We start from the raw sequence: 25,456 nt of genomic DNA on the forward strand, positions 1-25,456 counted from the left end.
GTCAGGCCACTCCCATGCGTGTTGGAGGGACGGCGTGGAATGGGTCCGCCGGTTCGCCATTAACCTTGGTGCGGCAGTTGCAGGCAAAAACCAAATTGAGGTGCGGGGTCGGAATCCGCACCGGATACCAGCGTTCATCGCGGTCTTCGAAGTAGTGTCGTAGGAGCGAGACGAGCCTGTAACACGCATTAATGTGTTCGCGCGCTATGATGTAGTCTAGATCCAGCCCTTCACGGGCAAAGGAGCGTCGTGTGGTCAGGTGACGGCCAAGGTTCCAGGGTATTCCGCCTTCCGCTGGTATGGCGACCGACAGCACGCCGCCCGGCTTCAAAACACGTCGCCACTCTTCCAGGACGCGGTGTGGCTCGGGCAAGTGCTCAAGATTGTAGACGGATATGACCCGGTCAAAAGAAGCATCGGGATAAGGGAGTGCTAGCGCGTCCGCGATTTCGTAGTTAATCGGACGCGGGTCGCCGGCGTGGCGCTCTCTGGCCTTGTCGAGGAGGTCCGCATTGATGTCGGTAACAAGGTAGTCGTCGAAGGAGTGACGGACGAAGTCGAGATGGATGCCGGTACCGGCTCCAACCTCAAGGACGCGCGCGAAATGTGTTCCGTCGGGATAGGTCCGCTCGATCAGCCTATGGCCCGAAAGGTTGACGGCGGTCACCACCGGGTTGGATTGGTAATAGATTCGTTCGTAGATCTCGGGCGCCTTGGCCTGCCAGAGCGACCACATCGGATCTTCGCGTGGGGGTGGTTTCGAAGGAGTGGGGGGCTGCATCGCCGGTCTATCCGTTTTCCGTATCCATGCTGGACGACAGGCCGCAGAGCACCTCCTTGACAGCGAATGTCGCCCGTGTCGTCGCCAACAGGCTTTCGAGCGCGATGGACGGTTCTCCCGTTCGACATGCCTGCGCGAAGGCACGCGCCTCGGCGTTATATCCCTTGTCGGAACTCAAGCTCTTCGTCCGTTTCGACTTTCCGCCAGCGACAAGGTCGAGTTGCCGGAAATTGTTTAGGATCGCGGCCCGTTCGCCGCCGAAGACTTCCATATATTCCTTCGGATAGCTCGGGTCACCATTGGCCCAATAGTGCACAGTACCGATCGAGCCGTCGTCAAATCCTATCGTGAAACTCACCGTGTCATCGCCCGATAGCGTCGCCCGCCGCGGATTGGCCGCAACGGCGGAAATCTCGACCGGGGTGGCACCGCTGATAGCCTGGAAGGTGTCGATGAAGTGGCAACCTTCGCCGATTATGCGCCCGCCGCCTGTGGTCGGATCGTGCACCCACCCCATCTCGGATTTGAGCGGAACGCGCCCGGCATTGACGCGATAGAGCATGCTGAGCGGTTCGCGGCGGTCGGCAAAATGCGCGGCCGCCTGAGTGACCATCGGAGAAAAGCGCCGGTTGAAGCCGATCGTGAGAGTGCCGGCGGAGTTTCTGCAAGCCGCCTCGACAGCGGCCAGATCCCCCGCTGTCAGAGCCAGCGGCTTCTCGACAAAAACGTGCTTTCCTCTTTCGAGCGCTGCGATCGCGTAGCGGGCATGACTGTCGTGGCGGGTCGTGATCAAAACCGCCGTGACATTGTCGTCGTCGAGCACCTTGTCGCTGTCGGAGACGCCGTAATCGGAGCCGTATCGCTCGGCGACGGAGATCGCGGAAAGTCCGCGCGCCGATGATACGCCGCGCAGGGCGAACGCCCCGGACTCCATCATCGCCGGAAGCAGGATTCCCTTGGCGAACTGGCCGGCGCCGATGAGGCCAAGCCCGATCCTGTCGGCCTTAACCGCGCGTTTGACCGCAGGCACCGGAGGCGTATCCTCGATCATGCTCGTCCGGTCGAAATCGAGAAGGATGCCGACGTTCAGCCCCTCGTCCTTGGCTTCGCCAGTTACAAGGGAATAGGCCTCGACGGCCTTTTCGATCGGAAAACGGTGGGTCGTCAGCCTGGCCGGGTCGAACCGGCCATCGGCGACAAGTTGCAGATAGCTTTCCAGATTGCGGCGTTCCGTCCAACGGACATAGCCGATCGGATAATCCTTGCCCTCCAATTCGTATTCCGGGTCGTAACGGCCCGGCCCGTAGGAACGGGATTGAAGGATATCGATTTCTTTCTCGAAATAGCTGCGCCGCGACAGGTCCATCTTGACGTCGCCGACCACCACCACTCGGGCCCGGTCGCGGCAGAGCTCCGCGACTTCTTCGAACACCGCGCCGGACTTGCGCGATCCTGCTGTCAAAAGAATTGCGTCCGCGCCCCGGCCACTCGTCATTTCGCCCAGCGTCGCCTTGAGCGCGGGATCCGACATCAAGAACGCGTCCGTCGCGCCATTGGCACGCGCAAGCTCCAGCTTTTGCCGATCGATGTCGACGCCGATGGCGCGCAGACCAGCGGCGGCGGCGATCTGAAGTGTGACCAGACCGACCAGCCCCAGGCCGACGACAACGACGGTTGCGCCGATCTGTTGGTCGGCCTGGCGGATGCCGTGCATGGCGATCGCGCCCAATGTCACGTAGGCTGCCTGGTCGTCGCTCACCGCCTTCGGGACGCGGGCGGCGAGATTGCGCGGCACCGACACCACTTCGGCATGGTTGGCATGGCCGAGGCCGGCCCCGGCGACCCTGTCGCCGATCGCGATGTCGTTGACGTTGCGACCAACGGCGATCACTGTTCCGACCAGGGAATAGCCGAGCGGAATGGGTTCGGCGATCAGGTTCTTGACGACCTTGTAGGTCGGCCAGAGCCCTTCTGTGCGCGCGCGGTCGATAACTTTTCGCGCGAGGTCAGGCCGGTCGAGCGCCTTGCCGAGATAGGATTTACGGCCCAATCCGATGATGGCGCGATCGGTTCCGGCGCTGATCAGGGACGTATGAACACGAACCAGAACGCCGTTTGAGGACAAGGAGGGAGGCGGCGCGTCGGAAACGGACAAAACACCCGTCTTGAAATTCTGGACAACGATCTTCACGTAATTCTTCCTTTATGCCCAGCTTGCATCGGGCGCGAATTTTTCAAACCACAATTCGAGCATGAAAATCGCGAAAAGCCGTTTCTCCGACAAAAAGCCGTCGTCTTCCCCAGCGCCTTGCAGCCGAGCGACATAACGATGGTCGACAAGCCCGCGCCGTTTCAGTCGCTCTGGATCAAGCATACCGCGCAGCATATCGCGAAAGCGACGGTCGCGCATGAACTGGTCGAGCGGTGCGTAGAAGGCCCGCTTCGGCTCCGCTGCGGCCTCGGGGCCTAGCAAGGTCTCTCCGAAACGGCGCAGCGCCCATTTGTTTTTGCCGCCGCGTAGCTTGACGTCGTCCGCACATCGGGCGGCCGCCTGGATCACGAGGTCATCCATGAACGGCACGCGGCATTCCAGCGAATGTGCCATGGTGATCTTGTCAGACTTCATCAAAATGTCGTCGGGCAGCCAGTGTGCGTATTGCAGCCCGAGTAGCCGCTGCAGGACGGTGCCGTTGTCTGGCGGAGCCGCAAGAGGCGCTGGCATGGGCAGCGCCGAACCGGCTACCTGAAGGATGTCCTTGGCGTCGAACAGCGAGATCGACGCGCGATAGAGTTCGGCCAGATTGCCACTGCCGGTTTGCCGAACTAGATCGGCGATCTTGCTCCGGCCGGCGCTGCCCAGCTTGCCGGGATAGTCGAAAGCGCGGTCGAGAAAGGTGACCGGCAGCCGCTCGATCAGGGCCGAAGCCAGCGGCCAGGCCGGTCGGGGCAGACGGTCGCGCCAGCGCCACAGGTCGACGATCTTGCGGTGGAACAGGTAACCGCCGAGCAGTTCGTCGGCGCCTTCTCCAGATAGGACGACGGTGACTTCCTTACGCGCCTCGCGCGCCAGTACCGACATCGGCACGACGATCGCGTCGCCCAGGGGCTCGTCGAGGGACCAGCAGATATCCGGCAGAGATAGAAAGTCCTCGATCCCGCATTCGATTTCGGTATGACGCGCGCCGATCATTTGAGCGGTGGCCGCCGCGCGGCGCAGATCAGCGTCTGGATGCCCGGCGAAGCCGATCGAGAAGGTTCGGACCGGCTCTCCGCTCTGTTCCGCCATGAGCGCGACAATCGTGTTGGAATCGACCCCCCCGGACAGGAAGGCGCCAACAGGGACATCGCTGATCATGTGGCGGCGCACCGACGCGCGCATCGCCTCACCGAAATCGGCAACCGCGTCGGCAGGGTCGCGATCGGCTATCTGGACGCCGGGTCCCGGAGGAGACCAGTAACGGCGCAGATGGGCCTGCCCGCCGGAGAAGACGAGTTCATGGCCTGGCGGAAGTTTTTGTACGCCGCGAAACATCGAGCGGGGGCCGGGGACATATCGCAGCGTGAAATAGTCCGTAACGGCTGCGAGGTCGACCGTCCGGTCAAAGCCATCCCATGCCATCAAGGCCTTGATCTCGGAGGCGAACAGGAAGCGGTCGGCATCAACAGCGTAATAGAGCGGCTTTATTCCGACGCGATCACGGACGACCTTGAGGACAGGCATTCCGTCGCGGAGATCCGCGACCGCGATCGCGAACATGCCGTGCAAGCGCGACCATGCCTTCTCTCCCCAGGCGAGATAGGCCTTCAGCACGACCTCGGTGTCGCTGGTGGTAACGAAGTCGTGCCCGAGCGCGAGCAGCTCGTGGCGGACCTCTCTGTAATTGTAGATTTCGCCGTTGTGAACCAGTCCGACCCGACCTTCCGCGGCAAACATCGGCTGATCGCCGGTTTCCAGATCGATAACGGCAAGGCGCCGCATGCCGATATGGAAACCGGCTTCCGGAAATGCGGCCGAGCCGCCGCTGTCAGGACCGCGGTGAACCAGAGCGGCGCACATGCGACCGATCAGTCCGGGGTCGTCAATACCCGCGTATCCGGCAATTCCACACATAGTTTTCCCGCGTCAATCGGCCGTGTAAGCGTGCTCGGTTTCGAGCGGGCGCGCGGATGGGGGATGGGGTTTCGGGTAATATTTCATCCAGTTTTCGATCATCACCTCGCGAACCTGATAGAGCGTCACTGCCGTCCCAATCAGCATCAGCGTGAACAGGATAAGGTTCAGGCCGACGAGCGCGAACAATCCGGACGGTTCGCCGATGAAGAGGTTGCGCGTTGCCAGGGCGAGGAAGATCAGTCTCAGCAGCGACGTGGCAGCGCCGAGAACGGCAAAGTGGCGCACAGGCTGTGCCATCACCAAAAACCGCAGATGGGTGAAGATCGTGCGCCGGATGCGCGTCGATGACTTGCGTTTGGCGGTAGGGTCTCGGGCGAGCCTGTGCGTCTGCCAAGTCAACACGGCCGGAATCTCGCCCGCAACGAAATTGAGAGCAAGGAGCTTCAGGAGAACCTCCAGGTGGAATTCCTTGCCGCTTTCGAACACCACCAAAGGCTGGATCACACTTCGCCGATAGGCGCGTGTCATGCCGGTGTTCATCGTCACATTACTCTCGAACAGGTTACGGATCAGCCAGTTGCCGGCGCGACTGAGAAAGGCGCGGCGCGGATCAACCTGTACCAGCCCGCCGCCGCTCCTGTGCGGCGAGGCGACCACGAAATCGTAGGCGGGATAGGTGTCGAGGAAGGCGACTAGACGCGCCACAATATCCTCACCCCAGGACCCATCGGCCTCGGTCGTTACGATGATGTCGCCGCGCGCCGCATCAATGCCCGTTTTGAGTGCGCGCCCGCGGCCCTGATTGAATGGATAGCTGAGCACCCGGACGGGGCCGAGTTTCACCACTTGCAACGCGTCGATCAAGTGATCATGCGACCCGTCCGTCGACCCGTCATTTACCATGATGAGCTCGAAATCGCCGGGAAAGCTCGCCTGCAGGCGCTCGCACATGTCGAGTGTGGCTCGCTCGATGATTTGTTCCTCGTTGTAGAATGGACAAACTACCGAAACGCGCGGACGGTGGTCGGGCATGCTATTCGGCCTTTCCTGGGCGTCCATCGTCATCATCTGGTCCGGCAATGTTTAGATGCGCAGTGTGTGGCGCCTGATATTGTTGCGGACAGAAGGCAGTGTCCGATCGCGGGGGGTATCGTGCGGGTGGCGACCCGGCGGTTGTCAATTGGCACGGCACATGACTTCCGTCAACGAGTAGAACCGGGACGGGCGTTGAAAGTACGTACTGTTTGACGGCAGCCCGACCGGGCTCCGCCGTCACGCCGACATCTGCCGTTTGAAATAGGCGATCATTTCCCTAAGCCCGTCCTCCAGCCCGACCAGGGCTGCCAGCCGAGGCGGTCGCGGGTCTGGGCGATGTCGGGCTGGCGCTGTATCGGATCGTCATGTGGCAACGGCTTGAACACCAGCTTGGAGCGCCCGCCGCATAGGCCGAGGATTTTCTCGGCCAGGTCGCGGATCGACATCTCGCTCGGATTGCCCATGTTGAGCGGCCCGATCAGCGTTGCCGGCGCGGCCATCATCCGTGTGAGGCCGTCCACCAGATCGTCGACATAACGGAAACTGCGCGTCTGCGAGCCGTCGCCATAAAGGGTGATGTCCTCGCCGTTCGCCGCTTGCATGATGAAATTGCTGACCACCCGGCCGTCATTGGGGTGCAAGCGCGGACCCTAGGTGTTGAAGATCCGGACCACCTTGATGTCGGAGCCGTGCTGGCGGTGATAGTCGAAAAACAGCGTTTCGGCGCAGCGCTTGCCCTCATCGTAGCACGAGCGCACGCCGATCGGATTGACGTGGCCGCAATAGGTGTCCGGCTGCGGATGAATCTCCTGGTCGCCATAGACCACGCTTATGGAGGCCTTCAGGATGCGCGCCTTGGTGCGCTTGGCAAGCCCCAGCATGTTGATCGCGCCGTGAACGCTGAACCTGGTCGTCTGGACGGGTCGAACTGGTAATGGACAGGCGATGCAGGACAGGCGAGATCGTAGATCTCATCGATCTCGACATAGGCGGAAATGTCACGTCGTGGCGCATCAGCTCGAACCGCGAACCCTGCGTAACGTCGGCCAGAGCGGCCGGTCAGCGCGCCTTTTATCATGACAGGTTTACGAAGCCCGGCCCGATGTGGCAATGGCGAAGACGCGCCACCGGCGACGACGGCGCGCATCGCCCTTGTGTGCCCGCATGGGGCAGGGTAGAGCGAATGCATCATGGCGGATGACGAACAGCTTCTGCGCGAGATGGAACGGCTGGCAATTCTCGCCAGCCAGGACATTCTGGATGTGGCGCGGCGGGGGATTGTGGCCGAGCGCAAGGAAGACGCCTCGCCGGTGACCGAGGCCGACCGGCGCGCCGAAAAGACCATTTTGAGCGGTTTGCGCCGGGCTTTTCCCGACATTGCCTGTATCGGGGAGGAGGAGGCGAGCGCGGGTGTCGCCGACGCTGCGACCGGCGACGCCTTCTTTTTGGTGGATCCGCTCGACGGCACCAAGGAATTCGTCTGCGGACGCCCGGACTATACGGTCAACATCGCCCTGATCAGAAACGCCGCACCGGTGATCGGCGTCGTGGTGGCGCCCGCTACCGGCGAGCTCTATGCGGCCAGACCCGGCCACGCAGAACGCGCGCGGGTCGCGGCTGACGGCGCCGTCGGCGCGCGCGTGGGGCTTGCCGTGCGGCCGGCGGCCGAGCCGCCTTTGGTGGTGGCAAGCCGCTCGCATCTCAGCCGGGAAACCTCCGACTATATCGCGGCCTGCGGTGCGACGGAGACCGTCTCGGTCGGTTCCTCGCTCAAATTCTGCCTGCTCGCCCGGGGCGCGGCCGATCTTTATCCGCGCTTTTCGCGCACCATGCAGTGGGACACGGCCGCCGGCGACGCGGTGCTGCGCGCGGCCGGGGGCCGCACCGTGGAGGTTGGCGGTGGCGATCTCGCCTATGGGCGGCGGCCGGTGCGGGGCGAGGAATGGGCCAATCCCTGGTTCATCGCCATGGGCGGGGCGGTGCCGCCGGCCGATCCCGGCCGCTGACGGCGCACGCGAAGGACCTCCGCCCGGCTCAGCCGATTTCTGCGCGCCAGGGCGGATTGGCGCCCGCGCGCGATACGGTGACGGCGGCCGCGCGTGTGGCAAGGCCAAGCGCGCCCATAAGCGCTTCATGGCCGAGCCCGCAAAGCGCGGCTTTCGACAGCAGCCTGTGTTCCGACAGAAACGCCAGCAGTCCGGCGTTGAACGTGTCGCCGGCGCCGAGCGTGTCGGCAACGGCGACCGGACGCGCCGGGACCGTGACCGTGCGGTCGCGGACATGGCCGCTCGCGCCGGCCGCCCCGCGCGTCACCACGACCAGGCTGGGTCCGAGATCGAGCAGGCCGCGCGCGGCGCCGTCACTGTCGCCGCCGGTCAGCCAGGCGAGATCCTCGTCGGACAGCTTGACGATGTCGCTCATCGACATCATGCGCCGGATACGTGTCCGGTGGCGCTGCGGATCGGCGATGAAGTCGGGACGGATATTGGGATCGAGCATGATTGCCCGGCGATCCCGTTCGCGCGCCATCAGCGCCTCGTAGGCGGAACCGCACGGTTCCGAAATCAGACTGATGCCGCCGAATAACAGGGCATCGACCGCGTCGTCGAGCACTGGCAGATCCCGCGGCTCCAGCATCCGGCCCGCGGTATTCTCGTCGTAGAACAGATACTGGGCCTGACCGTTGCTGAGCGTGACGAAGGCGAGCGTGGTCGGCCTGCCCGAGCGGCGTACATGGCGCGTGTCGACCCGGCTTGCCCGCAGGGCATCGTCGAGCAGGGTCCCGAACGGATCGGTCGACAGGCCGGAGCAGAAGCCGACCGAAACGCCGAGCCGGCCAAGCGCTACGGCGGTGTTGAACACCGCCCCGCCGGCCTGCGGCACATAGGCCCTGGCACCGTCGTTTGCGGGACCGGGCAGCATGTCGATCAGCGCTTCGCCGCAACACAGGATCATCACAGGCTCGCTCGTTGGTGGCGCTCTTACGGACCCCTTTATGCCGGGCGATCAGGCTTGCGACAATCTCTGCCGAGCCGGCCGCGCGCGAGCGGCGATGCCGTCCGGAGTGCGCAATCCCGGCGATCAGACGATTCCGGATAGAGAGGAACGGCTTTGAAGCGCGGCCGGCCGGTGCCGGACCTACTGGACCAGGACGGAACGGGCGCAGCGCACGCCGCTGACTTTGACGTCGGCCTCGCCGAGACGCACGCCGAGCACACCCAGAAGGTCGGCCAGTAGATTGTCGATCGCCGGTGTCACCGTACCCAGAATGCTGCCCAGCGTGGAGGTGACGGCACCTACGCCGAGCCCCAGGCCGAGCACACGTACCTCCAGGTCGAGCTCTCCGAGCAGCGATGCCGTCAGCGAGGCGGTGATGTCGCGTGTCGAGGCCGTCTTGACCGTCGCGTTGCGGATGTCGGTCGCGTTGAAGCGCAGGTTGCTCGGCCGGCCGTTGCCGATATTGATCCTGGACTGGCCGCGCACCTTGATCAGCGGGACGGAGACGATATCGGCGTCCTGGAAGGAAAGCGGTTGCGTGAAGTCGGCGAAACCGGCCGCCGACGTCTCGGCAATGCGCAGTTCGGCAATGCCCGGCCGCGTCGCGACCGTGACCTGGGCGCTTGAGGCGGTGCCGTCCGGGCAGGCGATGCGTTTCAGCCGGCCTTCGGCGTAGGCGACCTCCAAAAACAGCGGCAGTTTGATCGCGACGCCGCGCAAAATGCCGGTTCCACCGATCTGCACGTCGATGCGCGCCCGCGTCTGGGCGGTGCGCACCACGGTGCCGTGCTCGCCAAGCGCGAACCAGCCGCTTTGCTGCATCGGTTCGCCGATCGCCACGGCGGCCGTGACCCGCGCCAGGCCGGGAATGGCCGCGCCGAGGTCGAGCGCGACCTGGTTCTGGCCGTTGGCGGCGACCGCGCTGCCGGTGATCAGTTCCATCACGCCCAGCGTCGCGTCGAAGGCGCCGCGTCCGCTCCCGAGCGCCAGCGAGGCCGCCTCGCCGAGGTCGATCATGTGCGACAGCGGCACCTCGAGCGTCGCGGCGTTCGAGCCGGTGGCAATGGTTTGCAATGCTGTCCTGAGGGCCGGGCTTGCCCCGTCGGTGGCCGCGACCGCCTTGGCGATGTCGCCGATCGTTGCCTCGGTGGCCAGCAGCTGCGAATAGGTGCCGACATCGAGGTCGACCTCGGAGGCCAGCGCGTCGAGGAAACCGAACAAGGATATGTCGGCATCGAGCAGGGCGTTGTAGTCCATCGCCGACAGCGACAGATTGGTGCCGAGCAGCCCGCCGAGAAGATCGTTTGCCAGCCCGCCATTCAGGCTTGCGAGCCGCGAGCCGATCGAAAAGGCGGCTTTCGGCGTTGCGCTGGCGGTCGAGGTGACGGCGATCGTCGGGCTGCCCATCAGGGTTTCGGCGAAAAACCGCTTGCCGGTGCGGGTCAGGGTGACGCGTACCGCGTTGGGGTTGGCGTGATCGCGCTCGAAGCGGACCGACACCGGCAGATCGGGGTCGGGCGTGTACAGGCCCGTTTCGACGGTGAGCAGGTTTTCCCCCGAAGCGGGGATATCGGGGTGCTGGCCGTCGCGGATGACGGTGATCGTTCCCAGATGATTGTCGCGAAGCGCCGCGATCACCGCGTCTTCGGCCGCGTCGATGCGTTTTGCGCCGGCGATCGCGGCGATGTCGGCCAGCGTCTGCACCTCGCGCTTTTCGTTGTAGAGCGCGCCCGCGTCGATGGCGAAGGCGGCCATGGCCAGCGCCACCGGCGCCAGAAAGGCGCTCATGGTGGCGAGGTTGCCCCTGCGGTCGGTGACGAAACCGGCAAGACGGCGCCGACGGGGTGCGCGATGCGATGTCATCTCATAAGCCTCCGACGCGGATGGTCGAGACGCGCCGGATTTCGGCCGGCGGCATCGGCAGCCCCTTCATCAGGTTCCAGATCGGCAGGGTGCGGGCGTCATAAAGCACCGACACGGTGAACTGGTTCGGATTGTCGGGGTTTTCCAGGACCGAGAAGGCGAGGCTTTCGCGGTCGATGAACGGATAGGAACTGGCGTTCGCGTCGACGAAACTGGTCGCCAGGGCGCGCCGCTCGGCGAGATCGAGCCCGGCGATCGCCGTTCGGGTGGCGTCGGCGGCGATCTGCTGCAGCGAGTGGGAGGCGGCGAGATGGATGCCGAACGCCACCATGCCCAGGAACATGGCCAGAAACAGCGGCGCCAGGATGGTGAATTCCACCGCCGTGGCCCCCGACCGGCAGGCGGCGAGGCGGCGAAACGCAGGAAGGACGCACCGAACACACATGCGGCGACTAGAGCACGCATTCCAACACGTTGCCCTAACAGGCGATACAACCTGGGAGAGCCGCAGGGTGTATGCGTCCTACCGATCGTGGCGGCTGGTTCAAGAGCGGCGCGCCGGGGCCGAGGCAGGGCACATGTCGGGCTTACGCTCGCGCGGCCGGTCGAACCCGGTTTTGTGCGTCCGGAGCCTGGCTCAGCTGCGCGTCAAAGCCTCGTGACCGTCGGCCAGGTCTTCCAGAAGCGCGCGCAGGGCGGCGGCCTTCGATGCACCGAAGGTTTCCTCGATCCGCCGGCCATGCGCGTCGGCGATCGGCCGCAGGCGCGCGTGAATGGCCAGGCCCCGGTCGGTGATATGAACCAGCACGCGCCGCTGATCGTCGGGGTCGGCGACACGGTGGATAAGCCCGCTCGCCACCATCCGGTCGGCAAGCTTGGTCAGGGCGGGGTGGTTCATCAGCACCTGTTCGGCCAGCGATCCCATCGACCGGCCGGCGCGGTCGGCGAGAATTTCGAGCACGCGCCATTGCTCCACCGAGATTTTTTCGGCCTGAAGCCGCGCTTCGAGATCGGCATGCAGGCGCCGGTGCGCCCGCGCGAGCTGGTAGGTCAGATAGATCTCGATGGAGGGCGTCGGCACGTTGCTGGTCCCGTCCTGGTCCGCAAAATGAGTGCGCGCGAAGCGTGCGCTTTTCGCCGCGATTGATTTGATCGCAGTATTCCAGTATTTTACTTGGAAAATGAAGCGGGTCAATTGCTGGGAGGCAAGGAGGATTGACCGCGGCTAGAATGATTGCGTTGAGGGGAAGATCCGGCCCGCCGCCCGCGCTGGTTTGCGAGGGCGATCTGGAGCGCTTGACGCCGATCGGCGGAGCGCGGACGCATCGCGTCGCCGTTCTGGTGCCGATGAGCGGCTCGGCGGGTCTGTGGGGTCCCTCGTGCATATCCTGCGCGCAACTGGCGATCTCGGAGGTGAATGCCGGCGGTGGTATCGGCGGGATCGCGCTGGAGCCGGTTTTCCTCGATTCCGACGACAGTTCGGTGGGCGATCTCGAATCCGAATTGAACGGGTTGGTGGAGGACGGCGTCGTCGCCGGCATCGTGGGCATGAGCGTCAGTTCGGTGCGCCAGCGGCTGAACAAGGTGCTGGCCGGCCGCGTGCCGTATATCTACACGCCGCTCTACGAAGGCCATGAGCATACCCCCAACGTGTTCACCATCGGCGAAACGCCCGGCGATCAACTCGTACCGGCGATCGGGCGGCTGTCCGACATGCTGTCGGCCCGGCGCTGGGCACTGATCGGCAACGACTATGTGTGGCCGCGGGCCTCGAACGCGATCGCCAAACCGTGCATCGCCGCACAGGGCGGAACGGTGACGTTCGAGGGGTATGTGCCCTTCGGTCTGGAGGAGCCGGCGTGGCTGGTCGAGCGCATCATGCGCACCGATCCGGACATCGTCCTCATGTCGCTGGTCGGACAGGACGCGGTCGAGTTCAATCGCTGTTTCGGCGACATGGGATTCGACCGCAGCGTGTTTCGCTTCTCCACCGCGATCGAGGAGAACATCCTGATGGCGACGGGCGCGGCCAATACCAAGCGCCTGTTCGTGGCCGCGTCGTATTTTTCCGCGCTGGCGACCGAGCGGAACCTGTCTTTCAAAGAGCGATACCACGCCATCCATGACGGCGCCGCGCCGGTGCTCAATTCGCTCGGCCAGTCCATGTATGAAGGCATCAGCTTTTATGCCGGTCTGATGCGCCGGCGCGAGACCGCCTCGCGCGGCCCGATTTCCTATGCCAGCGCCCGAGGCGGGGTATTTTACACCAACGACCGCAAGGCCTGCCCGACCTATCTCGCGCGCGCCGACGGGCTGCAGTTCTCGATCCTCGACCGCCTGTCCTGACCGCTCCCGGCCTGTCGCGCCGCGCGCCGCGGTCCCCTCGCCCCGTCAGGGCGTCCACCCAGCCGGACACGATGTCGGATTTTACTTGAAATGGAAAATAAATCGTCCTAAGACGTTTTCCAATTCAAGTAATAATCGCACGCAAGGCCGGGGAGGATCGCGTGGCTTGGCTGCTTGGTATCGTTCTCATCATCGTCGCGGCGGCGGTTGCGGTCCTGTTTCTCAACCGGTTCTACGTGAAGTCGACGCGCGATGCGGCGCTGATCCGCACCGGCGCGGGCGGCCGCAAGATCATCATCGACGGCGGCGCCCTGGCGCTGCCTATCCTGCACCGCGTCGACCGCATGAACATGCGTTCGGTGCGCCTGCAGGTGGAGCGAACCGGAACACGCGCCCTGATTTCGGAAGACCGGTTGCGGGTCGATCTGACGATGGAATTTCACCTTCGGGTCGATCCGACGCCGGACGGCATCGCCACGGCGGCCCAGGCGCTCGGCTCGAAGGCTTTTCGCGAGGACGAGATGCAGGCGCTGATGGCGGGCAAGCTCGTCGATGCCGTCCAGGCCGAAATCGCGCGCCGCTCCATGGACGACCTGCACGTCGACCGCGGCGGCTTTTCCGAGGCGGTGGCCGCGCGGCTCGCCGCCAATCTGGCCAGATCCGGGCTTGTGGTCGACTCTGTGTCGCTGATCCATCTCGACCAGACGCCGTTCGCGGACCTGGACGACAACAACGCGTTCAACGCGGTCGGCATGCGCCGGCTCGCCGAAACGATTGCGGAAAACCGCAAGGCACGCATCGATATTGAGGCGGAGGCCGACACGTCCGTGAGGCGGCGTCAGCTCGAGCAGACCAAGGAAAGGCTCGCCATCGAGCGCGAGCAGCAGGAATTCGAGATCGTCAGCAAGCTCGAGATCGAACGCCAGCGCATCCGCCACAACAGCGAGCTGGACACAAGCCGGACCGAAGCCGAACGGCTCGCCGAGGAGCAGCGCATCGCCAAGGCGCGCGACCTCAAACAGGCCGAGATCGAGCGCGACCTGACCTTGCGCCGGCGCGAGATGGAGGCGCTGCTGGAGGTCGAGGCGGCCAAGATCGACAACGCGATCCGCATCGCGGCCAAGCGCGGCGAGGAGACCCAGCAACAGGCCAAGGCAGAGGCGGCGCGTGTCGAATTGATCGAGGCGCAGGAGCAGGTCCAGACCTCGCGCGACCTGGCGGCGGCCGAGCGCGGCCGCAAGCTGGCCCAGGTAAAGGCCCGGCAGGACAGCGAGACCGACGACGCCCGCGTGAAGTCGAAAGTCTCCTCGATCCTGTCGACGGCGAAGGCCGAGAGCGAGGCCGTGCAATTGCGCGCCGCGGCCGAGCGCGACCGGCTGGTGGCCGAGGCCGCGGGCCGCTCGGCCGAAATCCAGGCCGACAACCAGCAATCCGACGCCGTGCTGCGGGCCCGTGTCGAGATGCATAAGATCGACCGGCTGCCCGAGATCGCCACCCAGATGATGAAGCCGGTCGAAAAGATCGACTCGATCCGCATCAACCAGATCGGCGGCCTGGGCGGCCGCAACGGCGCCGGGGAGGGCGACGGCACGCCGTTCGGCCAGGCGCTGGACTCCATTCTGGGCATGTCGGTGCAACTGCCCTTCATGAAAAAGCTCGGCGACGAGATCGGCCTCGATTTCGACGCCCAGCTCGCCGGCCGCACGGCCGACGCCGCCGGCCGGGCCGCCGCCGCGACCCGGCCCAAGAAAGACGGCTGAACGCCGCCGCGACCATCACAGGGGAGACAAAGATGACCAGCAGACGCGAATTCCTTGCAGGCAGCGCCGCCCTGACCGCGAACGGCCTGTTCGCCGCCGTGCCCGGCGCCCGCGCCGCCGACCCGATCAAGTTCGGCTCGATCCTCGACATGTCGGGCATTTTCGACGCTTACGGCAAGCCGATGGACATGGCCATGCGGCTGGCGATCGACGAAATCAATGCTAGCGGCGGCCTGCTCGGCCGTCAGGTCGAGGTCACCGCCTACGACACCCAGTCCGACATGGCGCTCTACACCCAGTTCGGCCAGCAGCTCGCCCGCCGCGACAAGGTCGACGTCGTGCATGGCGGCATTCTGTCGGCCTCGCGCGAGGCGATCCGCCAGACGCTGCGCAAGAGCAAGGTCCTTTATTTCTACAACGTGCTCTACGAAGGCGGCGTGTGTGACCGCAACCTGTTCGTTACCGGTGTCACCCCGGCCCAGCAGGTCGAGATCGTGGTGCCGGCCGCGATCAAGAAATGGGGGCCGAAAATCTATATCCTGGCGGCCGACTACAATTACGGCCAGATCACCGCGCGCTGGATGCAGAAATATGCCGCCGATGCCGGCGGCGAGGTGGTGCAGACCGATTTCTTTCCGCTCGACGTCGCCGATTTCGGCTCCACGATCGCCAAGATCCAGAGCGCCGCGCCCGACATCGTGGTCTCCGCGCTGGTTGGCGGGGCGCATCTGTCGTTTTACCGGCAATGGGCGGCCGCCGGCATGAAGTCGAAGATTCCGATGGCCTCGACCACGCTCGGCGTCGGCAACGAACACAAGGTGCTGACCGCCGAGGAGGGCGACGGCATCCTGGTCGCCTATAATTATTCGCCCGAGATCGCCTCGCCGGCCAATGAGCGTTTCCTGAAGGGCTGGACCGACAAGTACGGCGACACCAGCCTGATCCACGAGATCGCGGTCTCCAACTATCAGGGCGTGCATGTGTGGGCCGAGGGCGTGCGCAAGGCCGGCACGCTCGACCGCGACGCGGTGATCGCCGCGCTCGAGGGCGGGCTGTCGATCGACGGTCCCGGCGGCAAGGTCACCATCGATCCGAAGACCCATCATGCCGTGCTCGACGTGCACTTGATGGAGTTCGCCGGCCAGAAGCTGAAGGTGCTGGAAAGCTTCGCCCAGCGCCAGCCCGTTGACACCCAGGGCGTGTGCGATCTCGTCGCCAATCCCGACGACAACACGCAATACGAAATCAAGATCTGACGCGAACGCGGCCGGCCGGCGAGGCCGGTCGCGACCACCGCCGCCGTCGGCGGGGGCAGGACAACGCGAACAGGGAGCGGGCCCGCATGGACCTCGCAACGGTCCTCATCGTCGAAATTTTCTATTCGATCGCCGTGCTGGTCGTCATTAGCGCCGGCCTGGCGGTGGTGTTCGGCATGATGCGCGTCATCAACCTGGCGCATGGGGAGTTCATGATGGCGGGCGGCTACGCCACCATCGTCGCGGTCAATGCCGGCATCAACATCTATGTCGCCATGCTGATCGTCGCCCCGCTGGTCGTCGGCCTGATCGGCCTGGTGGTCGAGCGCCTCGTCATCCGCCATCTCTACGGCCGGCTGGTCGACACGATGCTGGCGAGCTGGGGCCTGAGCCTGGTTATGATCGGGCTCGCCACCATGATCTTCGGCAACACCACCACCGGTATCTCGCCGCCGATCGCCGGCTTCGCCATCGGCGGCTACCAGGTCAACGGCTATAATTTCTTCATCATCGTCGTCGCGGCGCTGCTGCTCGTTGCCATGTACGCGCTGCTTGCCGGCACAAGGGCCGGGCTGGTCGCACGCGGCACAATGCAGCGCGCCGACATGGCCGCCGCGCTCGGCTACAGTCCAGACCGGGTCTATATGGTCACCTTTTTCTGCGGCTCGGCGCTCTCGGGCCTCGCCGGCGGCCTGCTCGCCCCGCTCGTCGGCCTCGTGCCGACCACCGGCGGCACCTATATCGCCAAGGCCTTCATCACCGTGATCTCCGGCGGCGCGTCGATCATCGTCGGGCTTTTGTCGAGCGCGACGCTGTTCGGGCTGGTGTCCCAGCTCTTCACCTTCGCCGCGAGCCCGGTGGTCGGCGAGGTGGCGCTGCTGGTCGCCGCCGTCGTGCTGCTGCGGCTTCTGCCGCAGGGCATCACCGGCCGTTTCTTCAGGGGGCGCCTGTGAGCGGGCGTCCGGATATCGGCGCGACGCTGGCCGTGCTCGTCGTCTTTACCCTGTTGGCGCTGGCCGCGCCGGCCGTGCTGGAGACCTACACGCTGACCATCCTTCTGATCTACGGCCTTTTGGCGATGAGCCTCGGCCTGGTCTGGGGATTCGGCGGCATATTGTGCTTCGGCCAGGCGGCGTTTTACGGGCTGGGCGCCTATAGCTACGCGATCGCCGCCATCAATCTCGGCGAAAGCACGCTGCCCTTCGCGCTCGGCATTGTGGTTCCGTTCCTGTTCGCCGGCCTGCTCGGCGCGATGATGTTTTACGGGCGGCTGTCCGACGTCTATCTCGGCGTCATCACGCTGGTCGTCACGCTGATCTTCTTCAAATTCATGAACTCCACCGCCGGCCCGGAATATGCGATCGGCCAGGCGCGGCTCGGCGGCTTCAACGGCATACCGGGCTATCAGACGCTCAACGTGCCCGGCGATCCCGACGCCTACATTTTCGGCGACGATTTCTATTATCTTGTCGTGGCGATCGTCCTCGTCGTCTACGCCCTGCTGCGCTGGCTGCTGGCCAGCCCGTTCGGCCGGGTGGCGGTCGCCATCCGGGAGAACGAGGCGCGGGTCGAACTGATGGGCTACGACGCCCGGCTGCGCAAGACGGCGCTGTTTGCCGTCGGCGGCGCGGTGGCGGGCCTGGCCGGGACGCTGTTTGCGAGCTGGGCCGAAATCGTCACGCCGGGACTGTTTTCGCTCGGTCAGTCGGCCGAGATCATCATCTGGTGCATTGTCGGCGGGCTCGGCACGCTGGTCGGCCCGTTCGTCGGCGCGATGCTGCTCGGCTATCTGAAATTCGCGCTCGGCCAGCAGACGCTGATCGACAACACGCTGGTGCTCGGTCTGGTTCTGGTTCTGTCCGTGCTGCTTTTGCCGCGCGGCGTGGTGCCGACGCTTGGCCAGTGGGCCGGCCTGGCGCGCCGGCGCCGGCCCAGGCGCGCCCCGCGGCGCCGCTTGCGCCCCGCCCGGGGAGGCGCCGATGGCTGACATCGTGCTTGAGACCCGCGCTGTGACCATGCGCTTCGGCGGCGTCAACGCCGTCGACGGGGTCGACTTTTTTCTGCGCCGCGACGAGCTGCGCTGCCTGATCGGACCGAACGGCGCCGGCAAGAGCACGTTCTTCAAATGCCTGGCCGGCATGCTGACGCCGAGCGCCGGCGAGATCCTGATCGACGGCCAGGAGACGACCGGCTGGCATCCGCACGAGATCGCCCGGCTCGGCATCGGCATCAAGACACAGGTGCCGAGCGTCATGGACGGGCTTTCCGTGCGCGAGAACATCTGGCTGGCGGCGTTGCGCGTGCTTGGGCGGCAGGGAGCGGACGGCGCGGTCGCCGACGCGCTCGAGCGGCTCGATCTCGGCGACCTGGCCGCGCGCCCGGTCGGACAGCTGGCGCATGGCGAGCGCCAGCGCGTCGAACTGGGCATCGTGATCGCCGCCCGTCCGTGGCTGGTGCTGCTCGACGAGCCGGCGGCGGGCATGACGGCCGAGGAGATCGAGCGGCTGGCCGCCGTGATCGCCGAGATCGGCAGGCAGGCCGCCATCATCATCGTCGAGCACGACATGCAGTTCATCCGCGCGATCGCCAGAACCGTGACGGTGTTCGCGCAGGGCCGCATCCTGATGGAGGACCATGTCGACGCCGTCATGGCCGATCCCAGGGTGCGCGACATCTATCTGGGCAAGAAGGGATAGCGCATGGCGAACGCCTTGGAAGCCCTTTCGGTCAAGGCGCTGGCCGCCGGTTACGGCCGCATTCCGGTCCTGCGCGGCATCGACCTTGCGGTCGGTGAAGGCGAGATCGTCGGCATTCTCGGCCATAACGGCATGGGCAAATCGACGCTTTTGAAGGCGGTGATGGGGTTCCTGCCGGCGACCGGCGGTTCGATCAGCCTGGCCGGGAACGATATCACGCGCCTGCCGCCGCATGAACGCGGCCGGCTCGGCCTGGGCTACGTGCCGCAGGGCCGGGGGATCTTTCCCCAGCTCAGCGTGCGCGACAATCTCAGGCTGGCCTGGCGCGACGATGGCGAGGCCGGCGAGGATGAAGCGCTTGCCGGGGTGCTGCGCGACTTTCCGCGCATCGAGCGCCTGCTCGACAGGCCGGGCGGCTCGCTGTCGGGAGGCGAGCAGCAATTGCTGGCGCTCGCCCGCTGCCTGATCGCCGATCCCTGGCTTGTCCTGCTCGACGAGCCGACGGAAGGCATTCAGCCCTCGATCATCGAGGAGATCGAGGAGACGCTGGCCAGGCTGCGCGCCGAACGGGGCCTGACCATCCTCCTGGTCGAGCAGAATTTCGATTTCATCGCCGCCCTGTCCGACCGCGTGCTGGTGCTGGAGCGCGGCGCCATCAAGACCGAGATCGACGCGCAAGCCCTCGCCGATCCGCGCCAGGTGGAAGCCTTTCTTGGCTTCGGCGCCGCGCGCCGCACCCGGCCCGGCAGCGCCTCGGCCGGGACGGTCGACGCGCCGCGCCAGCCGACGGCGGCGGTTGCTGCGCGCGTTTTCGACGCGCCGCTGCGCCATGCCGTGCCGGCCTCGGCCCTGCCGCGGGCGCCGGGCGGCGCCCGTGCGCCCGCATTGTCCATCCCCAAACCCGTCCCGGCGAGGGACCCGGCGAAAGCACAGGCCATGACCGTGAAACGACCCAGCCTCGACCAGATGCGCGCCATGCGCGACACGCTCGGCTTTTCGATGGCCGACGACGAGCTCGCCCGCTATCTCGCCGTCATGGAGCCCTATCTGCAGGGCTACGACCGGCTGAGCGCGGCGCCCGACTTCCTGCCGCAGGTGAACTATCCGCGCGCGCCCGGCTACCGTCCCGACCCGGCCGACAACCCCCTCAACGCCTGGTACTACAAAACCGAGATCCGCGGCGCGCCGACCGGCCCGCTGGCCGGCAAGCGCATCGTGGTCAAGGACACGGTGTGCGTGGCCGGCGTTCCGATGATGAACGGCTCGGCGGTCATGGAAGGCTACGTGCCGGAGATCGACGCCACCATCGTCACGCGCATGCTCGACGCCGGCGCGATCATCGTCGGCAAGTCGACCTGCGAAAATCTGTGCCTGTCGGGCGGCAGCCACACCAGCGCCACCGGCCCGGTGCACAACCCCTACAAGCACGGCTACATGGCCGGCGGCTCCTCCAGCGGCTCGGCGGTGCTGGTCGCCACCGGCGAGGTCGACATGGCGATCGCCGGCGATCAGGGCGGCTCGATCCGCATCCCGTCGAGCAATTGCGGCACTTACGGCATGAAGCCGACGCACGGCCTGGTGCCCTATTCGGGCGTGATGGGGGTGGAGCAGACCATCGACCATGTCGGCCCGGTGACCGCCAATGTTGCCGACAACGCGCTGCTGCTGGAGGTGCTGGCCGGCGAGGACGGGCTCGATCCGCGCCAGTACAAACCCACGGTCGAGCGCTACACGGACGCCGTCGGGCGCGGTTGCCGGGGCTTGCGCATCGGCGTCCTGGCGGAAGGGTTCGCGCGGCCCGAAAGCGAGCCCGACGTCGACCTGAAGGTCAGGGCGGCGGCCGACGCCTTCAAGGGGCTGGGCGCCGAGGTCGAGGAGATTTCCGTACCCGAACATCTGGCCGCGCCCGACTACTGGACGGCGATCACCGTCGAGGGGCTGCAGGATTTCATGATGCACGGCAATGGCGCCGGCACCAATTATCGCGGCCTGTTCCTGCCCTCCATGGTCGATCATTTCGCCACCTGGCGCGGCCGCGCCGACGAGCTGTCGGCGAGCCTCAAGGTCTGCATGTTTCTGGGCGAATATTTCCAGACGCGCTATCGCGGCCGCTTCTACGGCAAGGCGCAGAACCTGATGCGCCGGCTGGCGATGCGCTACGACGCCGTGTTCGCCAAATACGACCTGGTGCTGATGCCGACCCTGCCGATGAAGGCGCAGCCGATCCCGCCCGCCGACGCACCCCTGGACCTCTACGTGCAGCGCGCCTTCGAGATGGTCGGCAACACCGCGCCCTTCAACGCGTCCGGCTATCCGGCCATGAACGTGCCGTGCGCGATGAGCGAGGGCCTGCCGGTCGGCATGATGCTGGTCGCGCGCAACTATGGCGAAAGCACCATCTACCGCGCGGCCTCCGCCTTCGAAAGCCTCGGCGACTGGCGTGCCATGTGAAGGGGAGCGTGCGATGACGATCTTGTCTGAAACCCTGGCCGCCCGGCTTTCGCAAAGCCTGTGGGACGCCAACGACGCCACCGAGCCGGCGTCGGCGCAGATCGCGCCGCGCGACGGCAAGTCCTACGTTTCGGGCGAACGCACAATGCCGCTGCGCCATGTCACCATTCCGGCGATGTTCGCCGAGACGGTGTCGCGGTTCGGACCGCGCGAGGCGGCTGTGTTTCGCCAGTTCGACAAGCGCTACACCTATTACGACCTCGACCGGGCGGTGGACGCGTTCGCCGCCGGCCTGCTCAGCCTCGGGCTGGAGCGCGGCGATCGCATCGGCATCTGGTCGCCCAACCGGCCGGAATGGCTGATCACCCAGTTCGCCACCGCCAGGATCGGGCTGGTGATGGTCAACATCAATCCCGCCTACCGGCTCTCCGAGCTCGAATACGCGCTCAACAAGGTCGGCTGCAAGGCGCTGGTCACCGCCGCCGCGTTCAAATCGTCGGACTATCTCGGCATGATCCGCACGCTGGCCCCGGAAATAGACACATGCGCGCCGGGCCGGCTCGCCGCGGCAAAACTGCCCACGCTGAAGATCGTCATTCGCATGGGCGCGGAGAAATCGCCCGGCATGTTCAATTTCGACCAGGTGTCGAGCCTCGCCGGGCCGGCGCAGATGATGCGTCTCGATGCGATCAGCCGCGCGCTCGATCCCGACGATCCGATCAACATCCAGTTCACCAGCGGCACCACCGGCGCGCCCAAGGGCGCGACGCTGACGCATTACAACATCGTCAACAACGCCGCCTTCACCGTGCGCGCGATGGGGTTCGGCGAGGCCGACCGGCTATGCATCCCCGTGCCGCTCTATCATTGTTTCGGCATGGTGCTGGGCACGCTCGGCTGCGTGACGGCGGGCGCGGCGATGGTGTTTGCCGGCGAGGCCTTCGAGGCCGGCGCCACGCTGGAGGCGATCGTGGCCGAGCGCTGCACGGCCGTCTACGGCGTGCCGACCATGTTCGTTGCCATGCTCGACCATCCCGAATTTTCCAGTCGCGACTATTCGAGCCTGCGCACGGGCATGATGGCCGGCGCGCCCTGTCCGATCGAAGTCATGCGCCGCGTGGTCAAGGACATGCATATGCCCGAGGTGACGATCGGCTACGGCATGACGGAAACCAGCCCGATCTCCTTCCAGAGCGGCCCCGACGACGCGCTTGACGACCGTGTGTCGACGGTCGGCCACATCCACCCGCATGTCGAGGTCAAGATCGTCGACGAGGACGGCCGTACGGTGGCCGTCGGCGCGCAGGGCGAATTGTGCACGCGCGGTTATTCCGTGATGCGCGGGTACTGGAACGACGAGGCGCGCACCCGCGAGGCGGTCGATCCGGGCGGCTGGATGCATACCGGCGATCTCGCCGCGCTCGACGAGCGCGGCTATTGCCGCATCGTCGGCCGGGTCAAGGACATGGTGATCCGCGGCGGCGAGAACCTCTATCCGCGCGAGATCGAGGAATTCTTGTACTGCCATCCCAAGGTGGCCGAGGTGCAGGTGTTCGGCGTGCCGGACCCGACCTATGGCGAGGAACTGGCCGCGTGGGTCGTGCTGCAGCCGGGCGAACAGGCCAGCGAGGACGAAATCCGCGACCATTGCCGCGGCCGGATCGCCCACTACAAGATCCCCAAATATGTGCGCTTCAAGCCCGAACTGCCGATGACGGTGACCGGCAAGCCGCAAAAGTTCCTGATGCGCAAGGCGATGGTCGAGGAATTGGGGCTGGAGTGAGCGGCTGCGCACCGGCGCCCGCGCGGCAATCTGATCCAACTGCGCTGAAGCGGGCAGGAGGAGCGTTTCAGGCAGGGCGTGGATTCATAAACGCGAAGCCAAAGGCGGATTGCAGCGCGCTTGACGCAGGCGAGGACGTTCGCTGTCAACTTGTCGTAACGGGTTGCGATCCGCCTGCTATGTTTGATCCGTTCGAAGAACAGTTCCACGCGATTGCGGTGGCGCTAAAGATACCGACTTAAGCAGATTGGATCACGCCGGTTCCGACGCGGCGGGATGTCCGCCCAGCCTCCACGTGAACTCAAAAATGGTCTGATCTCCCTTGCGTTACAATTCTTATCGGCAAGAACAATAGCGCGGCTTTGCAACCCTTCACGCAGAATACGCACCGCCGAGCGGTCATGCTGCTGACTGCCGGTAATCGCGATTGGTATCGGTAGGCCGTTGGATCGTGTCCCACCGCGTGGTGTAGCTGGCGGCGTTGTCCACCGTGCTGTCCGGCATGGCCGGGTTGATCGGCGCGCCACGGCTGGCAGGCTGATGAGGGGATCATCGCTCAACTGGCCGACGCTTTCCAGTGTCATGTAGCGGGCGCGCTGGACGGCCCATTCGTCATTCTGTTCGAGCAGCAGCGCGCCGACGAGACGGACGATGGCGTCGTCGTTCGGGAAGATGCCGACGACGTCTGTGCGCCGCTTGATCTCGCCATTGAGGCGCTCGATCGGATTGGTGCTATGGAGCTTGGCCCGATGCTCCTTCGGGAAGGTCATGTAGGCGAGCACGTCTGGCTCGGCGTCGTCGAGGATGGCGGCGAGCTTGGGCACCTTCGGCCGGATCTGGTCGGCGACGGCCCGCCACTGGACGCTGGCGGCTTCCGGCGTCTCCTGGGCGAAGGCGGTGGCGACAAAGCCGTTTTGCCAAGCTATCGTGTTCTCAGCCGGCTGGGACCATTGGGAAAAATTCAATGGATTTGCACGCGACCGTCTTGGTTAATCTGAATACGCGATCTCGGATTTCGAGGTTTGTTGTTTTGGTTGCAATTATGGTTCTAGCAACGTTTCTCCATCCAGCACGAGGACAACAGATAGCCGAAAGCGGGGCCAAGACGGTAGAGATCTCAAGATCGACCCCTCTGGACGGGCTTATGTTCAGCGCCGGGATTGTTCGCGCCGAGGAAGATGGAAAGCAACCTCTCGAAGATACATTGGTCTTCAAGGATGGGCGGTTCTCCTCAGAGGTTTGCAAACGATACAACTTTGTACCCGCGCCCTATTGGATACGGCAGAAAGACGATCAGGTTCATTTCCTTACGGAACTGACAAGCCCAACCGACGGTAAGATGGTTTGGCAGGGAACCGTCCGCGACGGCATGCTGGAGGGCACAATGCGTTGGACCAGAAAGCGCTGGTATTGGACCATTGATGTTGAGCACAATATTCGCGGAGAAGTGAAAGAAGTGCCTGTGCAAGGTTTCACCGACTAGTGCCGCTCCCAATCCGAATGGCGAAGTCCATTAATCCGCGTTTGCTGATCAGCATTGCGTGGAAAGCCGCTTTGCTGATTTGTATGATTGTCGGTGGAAAATATCTGAGTAATTTGGTTTTGGCACAACTAACCCCGTACTTGACTCCAAGCACAGAGCCAACGCTTCATCGTCTGATAATGGTGTCGATTTCGGTCTACGTCTTGATGATGACGTTGCCGTTTGTGCCAGGCGTCGAGATCGGACTTGGAATGATGGTTACATTCGGACCAAATATTGCCCCGTTGGTTTACGGTGCAACTGTATTATCACTGTCACTTTCGTTTCTGATCGGTAGTCTGGTTCCCCAGAAGGGTATCATTGATGCCCTTGAGACATTGCGGTTGAAGCGTACGGCCAACTTCTTGAAGAAACTGCTCCCGTTGAGCACCGAAGAACGGCTGGAGTTTATCCTGCAAAGTTCTTCGTTTCGAATTACGCCGTTCCTCATCAAGTACCGGTTCATTGCGCTGATGATCGCCCTAAATCTCCCAGGTAACGCGGTCGTCGGGGGTGGCGGAGGGATTTGTCTGATCGCAGGATTTTGCAGACTGTTCCCGTTTCCCGGGTTCCTGCTTGCAGTGATTTTGGCGGTCGCACCGGTCCCGTTGGCGATATTCCTGACGGGGTGATGCGTTCGTAAACAAGACGGAGGTTTATAGGTACACGCCTTGGGGTTTCGGACGAAAACCAAGAACGTTCGGGCCGGGAACCCTTGGAAGTTCTGGTCGGAGTGGCAGGATTTGAACCTGCGACCCCCTCGTCCCGAACGAGGTGCGCTACCAGGCTGCGCTACACTCCGTAAAACCAGACCGGCGGTCTATAACGTTCGCGCCGCGATCCTGCAAGCAT

Annotated in this window: 20 protein-coding genes, 1 tRNA gene and 2 pseudogenes; 12 read left to right on the plus strand and 11 right to left on the minus strand. The window is 64.7% G+C overall.

Going from position 1 to position 25,456, the window contains the following annotated elements:
- Position 1: 1 nt before the first annotated feature.
- Positions 2–736, minus strand: a complete 735-nt coding sequence (locus ACT2B0_RS04185; RefSeq protein ID WP_348452405.1) for a class I SAM-dependent methyltransferase — start codon at positions 734–736, stop codon at positions 2–4.
- A 52-nt stretch (positions 737–788) separates the two neighbouring features.
- A complete protein-coding gene (locus ACT2B0_RS04190) occupies positions 789–2,510 on the minus strand; it encodes a bi-domain-containing oxidoreductase (protein ID WP_481658453.1) in 1,722 nt (573 codons plus the stop codon).
- 90 nt (positions 2,511–2,600) lie between these two features.
- Here ACT2B0_RS04190 and ACT2B0_RS04195 point away from each other — a divergent pair, with 90 nt between their 5' ends.
- Positions 2,601–2,900 carry a hypothetical protein gene (locus tag ACT2B0_RS04195; RefSeq protein ID WP_473461803.1) on the plus strand — a complete coding sequence of 100 codons (300 nt, stop codon included), beginning with the start codon at positions 2,601–2,603 and terminating at the stop codon, positions 2,898–2,900.
- A gap of 84 nt (positions 2,901–2,984) precedes the next feature.
- Here the strand turns inward: ACT2B0_RS04195 and asnB are convergent, their stop codons facing one another.
- The 3 genes and pseudogenes from asnB to ACT2B0_RS04210 form a co-directional block, all read right to left on the minus strand.
- Positions 2,985–4,892, minus strand: a complete 1,908-nt coding sequence (asnB, locus tag ACT2B0_RS04200) for an asparagine synthase (glutamine-hydrolyzing) (RefSeq protein WP_348289948.1) — start codon at positions 4,890–4,892, stop codon at positions 2,985–2,987.
- Positions 4,893–4,904: 12 nt separating this feature from the next.
- A complete protein-coding gene (locus ACT2B0_RS04205; RefSeq protein WP_473461806.1) occupies positions 4,905–5,960 on the minus strand; it encodes a glycosyltransferase family 2 protein in 1,056 nt (351 codons plus the stop codon).
- 207 nt (positions 5,961–6,167) lie between these two features.
- Positions 6,168–6,980, minus strand: a pseudogene (locus ACT2B0_RS04210) (GDP-mannose 4,6-dehydratase).
- 140 nt (positions 6,981–7,120) lie between these two features.
- On the opposite strand from ACT2B0_RS04210, the gene cysQ reads away from it, so the two are divergent.
- Positions 7,121–7,936, plus strand: a complete 816-nt coding sequence (cysQ, locus tag ACT2B0_RS04215; RefSeq protein ID WP_348289943.1) for a 3'(2'),5'-bisphosphate nucleotidase CysQ — start codon at positions 7,121–7,123, stop codon at positions 7,934–7,936.
- A gap of 28 nt (positions 7,937–7,964) precedes the next feature.
- Here cysQ and ACT2B0_RS04220 read toward each other — a convergent pair whose 3' ends face one another.
- The 4 genes from ACT2B0_RS04220 to ACT2B0_RS04235 form a co-directional block, all read right to left on the minus strand.
- Positions 7,965–8,885, minus strand: a complete 921-nt coding sequence (locus tag ACT2B0_RS04220) for a carbohydrate kinase family protein (protein ID WP_473461809.1) — start codon at positions 8,883–8,885, stop codon at positions 7,965–7,967.
- Positions 8,886–9,068: 183 nt separating this feature from the next.
- Positions 9,069–10,790 (minus strand): TadG family pilus assembly protein, encoded by a 1,722-nt coding sequence (locus ACT2B0_RS04225; RefSeq protein ID WP_473461811.1) that lies wholly within the window; start codon positions 10,788–10,790, stop codon positions 9,069–9,071.
- A 1-nt stretch (position 10,791) separates the two neighbouring features.
- Positions 10,792–11,169, minus strand: coding sequence for a TadE/TadG family type IV pilus assembly protein (locus ACT2B0_RS04230; protein WP_348289929.1), 378 nt, complete (start codon positions 11,167–11,169; stop codon positions 10,792–10,794).
- A 258-nt stretch (positions 11,170–11,427) separates the two neighbouring features.
- Entirely contained in the window at positions 11,428–11,871 is a 444-nt protein-coding gene (locus ACT2B0_RS04235; RefSeq protein WP_473461814.1) for a MarR family winged helix-turn-helix transcriptional regulator, read from the minus strand.
- Between the two features lie 158 nt (positions 11,872–12,029).
- Here ACT2B0_RS04235 and ACT2B0_RS04240 point away from each other — a divergent pair, with 158 nt between their 5' ends.
- The 8 genes from ACT2B0_RS04240 (at position 12,030) to ACT2B0_RS04275 (ending at position 23,082) form a co-directional block, all read left to right on the plus strand.
- A complete protein-coding gene (locus ACT2B0_RS04240; RefSeq protein ID WP_473461817.1) occupies positions 12,030–13,136 on the plus strand; it encodes a substrate-binding domain-containing protein in 1,107 nt (368 codons plus the stop codon).
- 161 nt (positions 13,137–13,297) lie between these two features.
- Complete coding sequence (locus tag ACT2B0_RS04245; RefSeq protein WP_473461819.1) at positions 13,298–14,896, plus strand: flotillin family protein; 1,599 nt, start codon at positions 13,298–13,300, stop codon at positions 14,894–14,896.
- A gap of 32 nt (positions 14,897–14,928) precedes the next feature.
- Complete coding sequence (locus ACT2B0_RS04250) at positions 14,929–16,152, plus strand: urea ABC transporter substrate-binding protein (protein ID WP_473461822.1); 1,224 nt, start codon at positions 14,929–14,931, stop codon at positions 16,150–16,152.
- An 86-nt stretch (positions 16,153–16,238) separates the two neighbouring features.
- Positions 16,239–17,105, plus strand: a complete 867-nt coding sequence (locus ACT2B0_RS04255) for a branched-chain amino acid ABC transporter permease (protein ID WP_106571161.1) — start codon at positions 16,239–16,241, stop codon at positions 17,103–17,105.
- The gene (locus tag ACT2B0_RS04260) at positions 17,102–18,139 is read left to right on the plus strand and encodes a branched-chain amino acid ABC transporter permease (protein WP_473461825.1); all 1,038 of its coding nucleotides are present in this window, start codon (positions 17,102–17,104) and stop codon (positions 18,137–18,139) included. The genes ACT2B0_RS04255 and ACT2B0_RS04260 overlap by 4 nt, the downstream gene beginning before the upstream one ends.
- The gene (locus ACT2B0_RS04265; protein ID WP_473461828.1) at positions 18,132–18,848 is read left to right on the plus strand and encodes an ABC transporter ATP-binding protein; all 717 of its coding nucleotides are present in this window, start codon (positions 18,132–18,134) and stop codon (positions 18,846–18,848) included. Before ACT2B0_RS04260 ends, ACT2B0_RS04265 begins: the two co-directional genes overlap by 8 nt.
- 3 nt (positions 18,849–18,851) lie before the next feature.
- Positions 18,852–21,299 (plus strand): amidase, encoded by a 2,448-nt coding sequence (locus tag ACT2B0_RS04270; protein ID WP_473461829.1) that lies wholly within the window; start codon positions 18,852–18,854, stop codon positions 21,297–21,299.
- A gap of 145 nt (positions 21,300–21,444) precedes the next feature.
- The gene (locus tag ACT2B0_RS04275; protein WP_473465778.1) at positions 21,445–23,082 is read left to right on the plus strand and encodes an AMP-binding protein; all 1,638 of its coding nucleotides are present in this window, start codon (positions 21,445–21,447) and stop codon (positions 23,080–23,082) included.
- Positions 23,083–23,603: 521 nt separating this feature from the next.
- On the opposite strand, the pseudogene ACT2B0_RS04280 reads toward ACT2B0_RS04275, so the two are convergent.
- Positions 23,604–23,996, minus strand: a pseudogene (locus ACT2B0_RS04280) (transposase); the annotation flags it as partial.
- Between the two features lie 50 nt (positions 23,997–24,046).
- Between ACT2B0_RS04280 and ACT2B0_RS04285 the strand changes: the two are divergent.
- Both ACT2B0_RS04285 and ACT2B0_RS04290 read left to right on the plus strand, forming a co-directional pair.
- On the plus strand, positions 24,047–24,565 hold the full coding sequence (locus ACT2B0_RS04285) for a hypothetical protein (protein ID WP_473461832.1): 519 nt from the start codon (positions 24,047–24,049) through the stop codon (positions 24,563–24,565).
- A gap of 17 nt (positions 24,566–24,582) precedes the next feature.
- Positions 24,583–25,236 (plus strand): hypothetical protein, encoded by a 654-nt coding sequence (locus ACT2B0_RS04290; RefSeq protein WP_473461835.1) that lies wholly within the window; start codon positions 24,583–24,585, stop codon positions 25,234–25,236.
- Between the two features lie 93 nt (positions 25,237–25,329).
- Here the strand turns inward: ACT2B0_RS04290 and ACT2B0_RS04295 are convergent.
- Positions 25,330–25,406: transfer RNA gene (locus ACT2B0_RS04295), tRNA-Pro, on the minus strand.
- Positions 25,407–25,456: the final 50 nt, after the last annotated feature.

Source organism: Nitratireductor sp. J20-h4 (assembly GCF_056780505.1).

Bases quoted from the DNA above. Each gene is read 5' to 3' on its own strand.
- asnB (WP_348289948.1), bottom strand. From the start codon at position 4,892: ATGTGTGGAATTGCCGGATACGCGGGTATTGACGACCCCGGACTGATC.
- ACT2B0_RS04220 (WP_473461809.1), bottom strand. From the start codon at position 8,885: ATGATCCTGTGTTGCGGCGAAGCGCTGATCGACATGCTGCCCGGTCCC.
- ACT2B0_RS04195 (WP_473461803.1), top strand. From the start codon at position 2,601: ATGGCCGAGGCCGGCCCCGGCGACCCTGTCGCCGATCGCGATGTCGTT.
- ACT2B0_RS04290 (WP_473461835.1), top strand. From the start codon at position 24,583: ATGGCGAAGTCCATTAATCCGCGTTTGCTGATCAGCATTGCGTGGAAA.
- ACT2B0_RS04205 (WP_473461806.1), bottom strand. From the start codon at position 5,960: ATGACGATGGACGCCCAGGAAAGGCCGAATAGCATGCCCGACCACCGT.
- ACT2B0_RS04270 (WP_473461829.1), top strand. From the start codon at position 18,852: ATGGCGAACGCCTTGGAAGCCCTTTCGGTCAAGGCGCTGGCCGCCGGT.
- ACT2B0_RS04255 (WP_106571161.1), top strand. From the start codon at position 16,239: ATGGACCTCGCAACGGTCCTCATCGTCGAAATTTTCTATTCGATCGCC.
- cysQ (WP_348289943.1), top strand. From the start codon at position 7,121: ATGGCGGATGACGAACAGCTTCTGCGCGAGATGGAACGGCTGGCAATT.
- ACT2B0_RS04225 (WP_473461811.1), bottom strand. From the start codon at position 10,790: ATGACATCGCATCGCGCACCCCGTCGGCGCCGTCTTGCCGGTTTCGTC.
- ACT2B0_RS04275 (WP_473465778.1), top strand. From the start codon at position 21,445: ATGCCGCTGCGCCATGTCACCATTCCGGCGATGTTCGCCGAGACGGTG.
- ACT2B0_RS04265 (WP_473461828.1), top strand. From the start codon at position 18,132: ATGGCTGACATCGTGCTTGAGACCCGCGCTGTGACCATGCGCTTCGGC.
- ACT2B0_RS04285 (WP_473461832.1), top strand. From the start codon at position 24,047: ATGGATTTGCACGCGACCGTCTTGGTTAATCTGAATACGCGATCTCGG.
- ACT2B0_RS04250 (WP_473461822.1), top strand. From the start codon at position 14,929: ATGACCAGCAGACGCGAATTCCTTGCAGGCAGCGCCGCCCTGACCGCG.
- ACT2B0_RS04185 (WP_348452405.1), bottom strand. From the start codon at position 736: ATGTGGTCGCTCTGGCAGGCCAAGGCGCCCGAGATCTACGAACGAATC.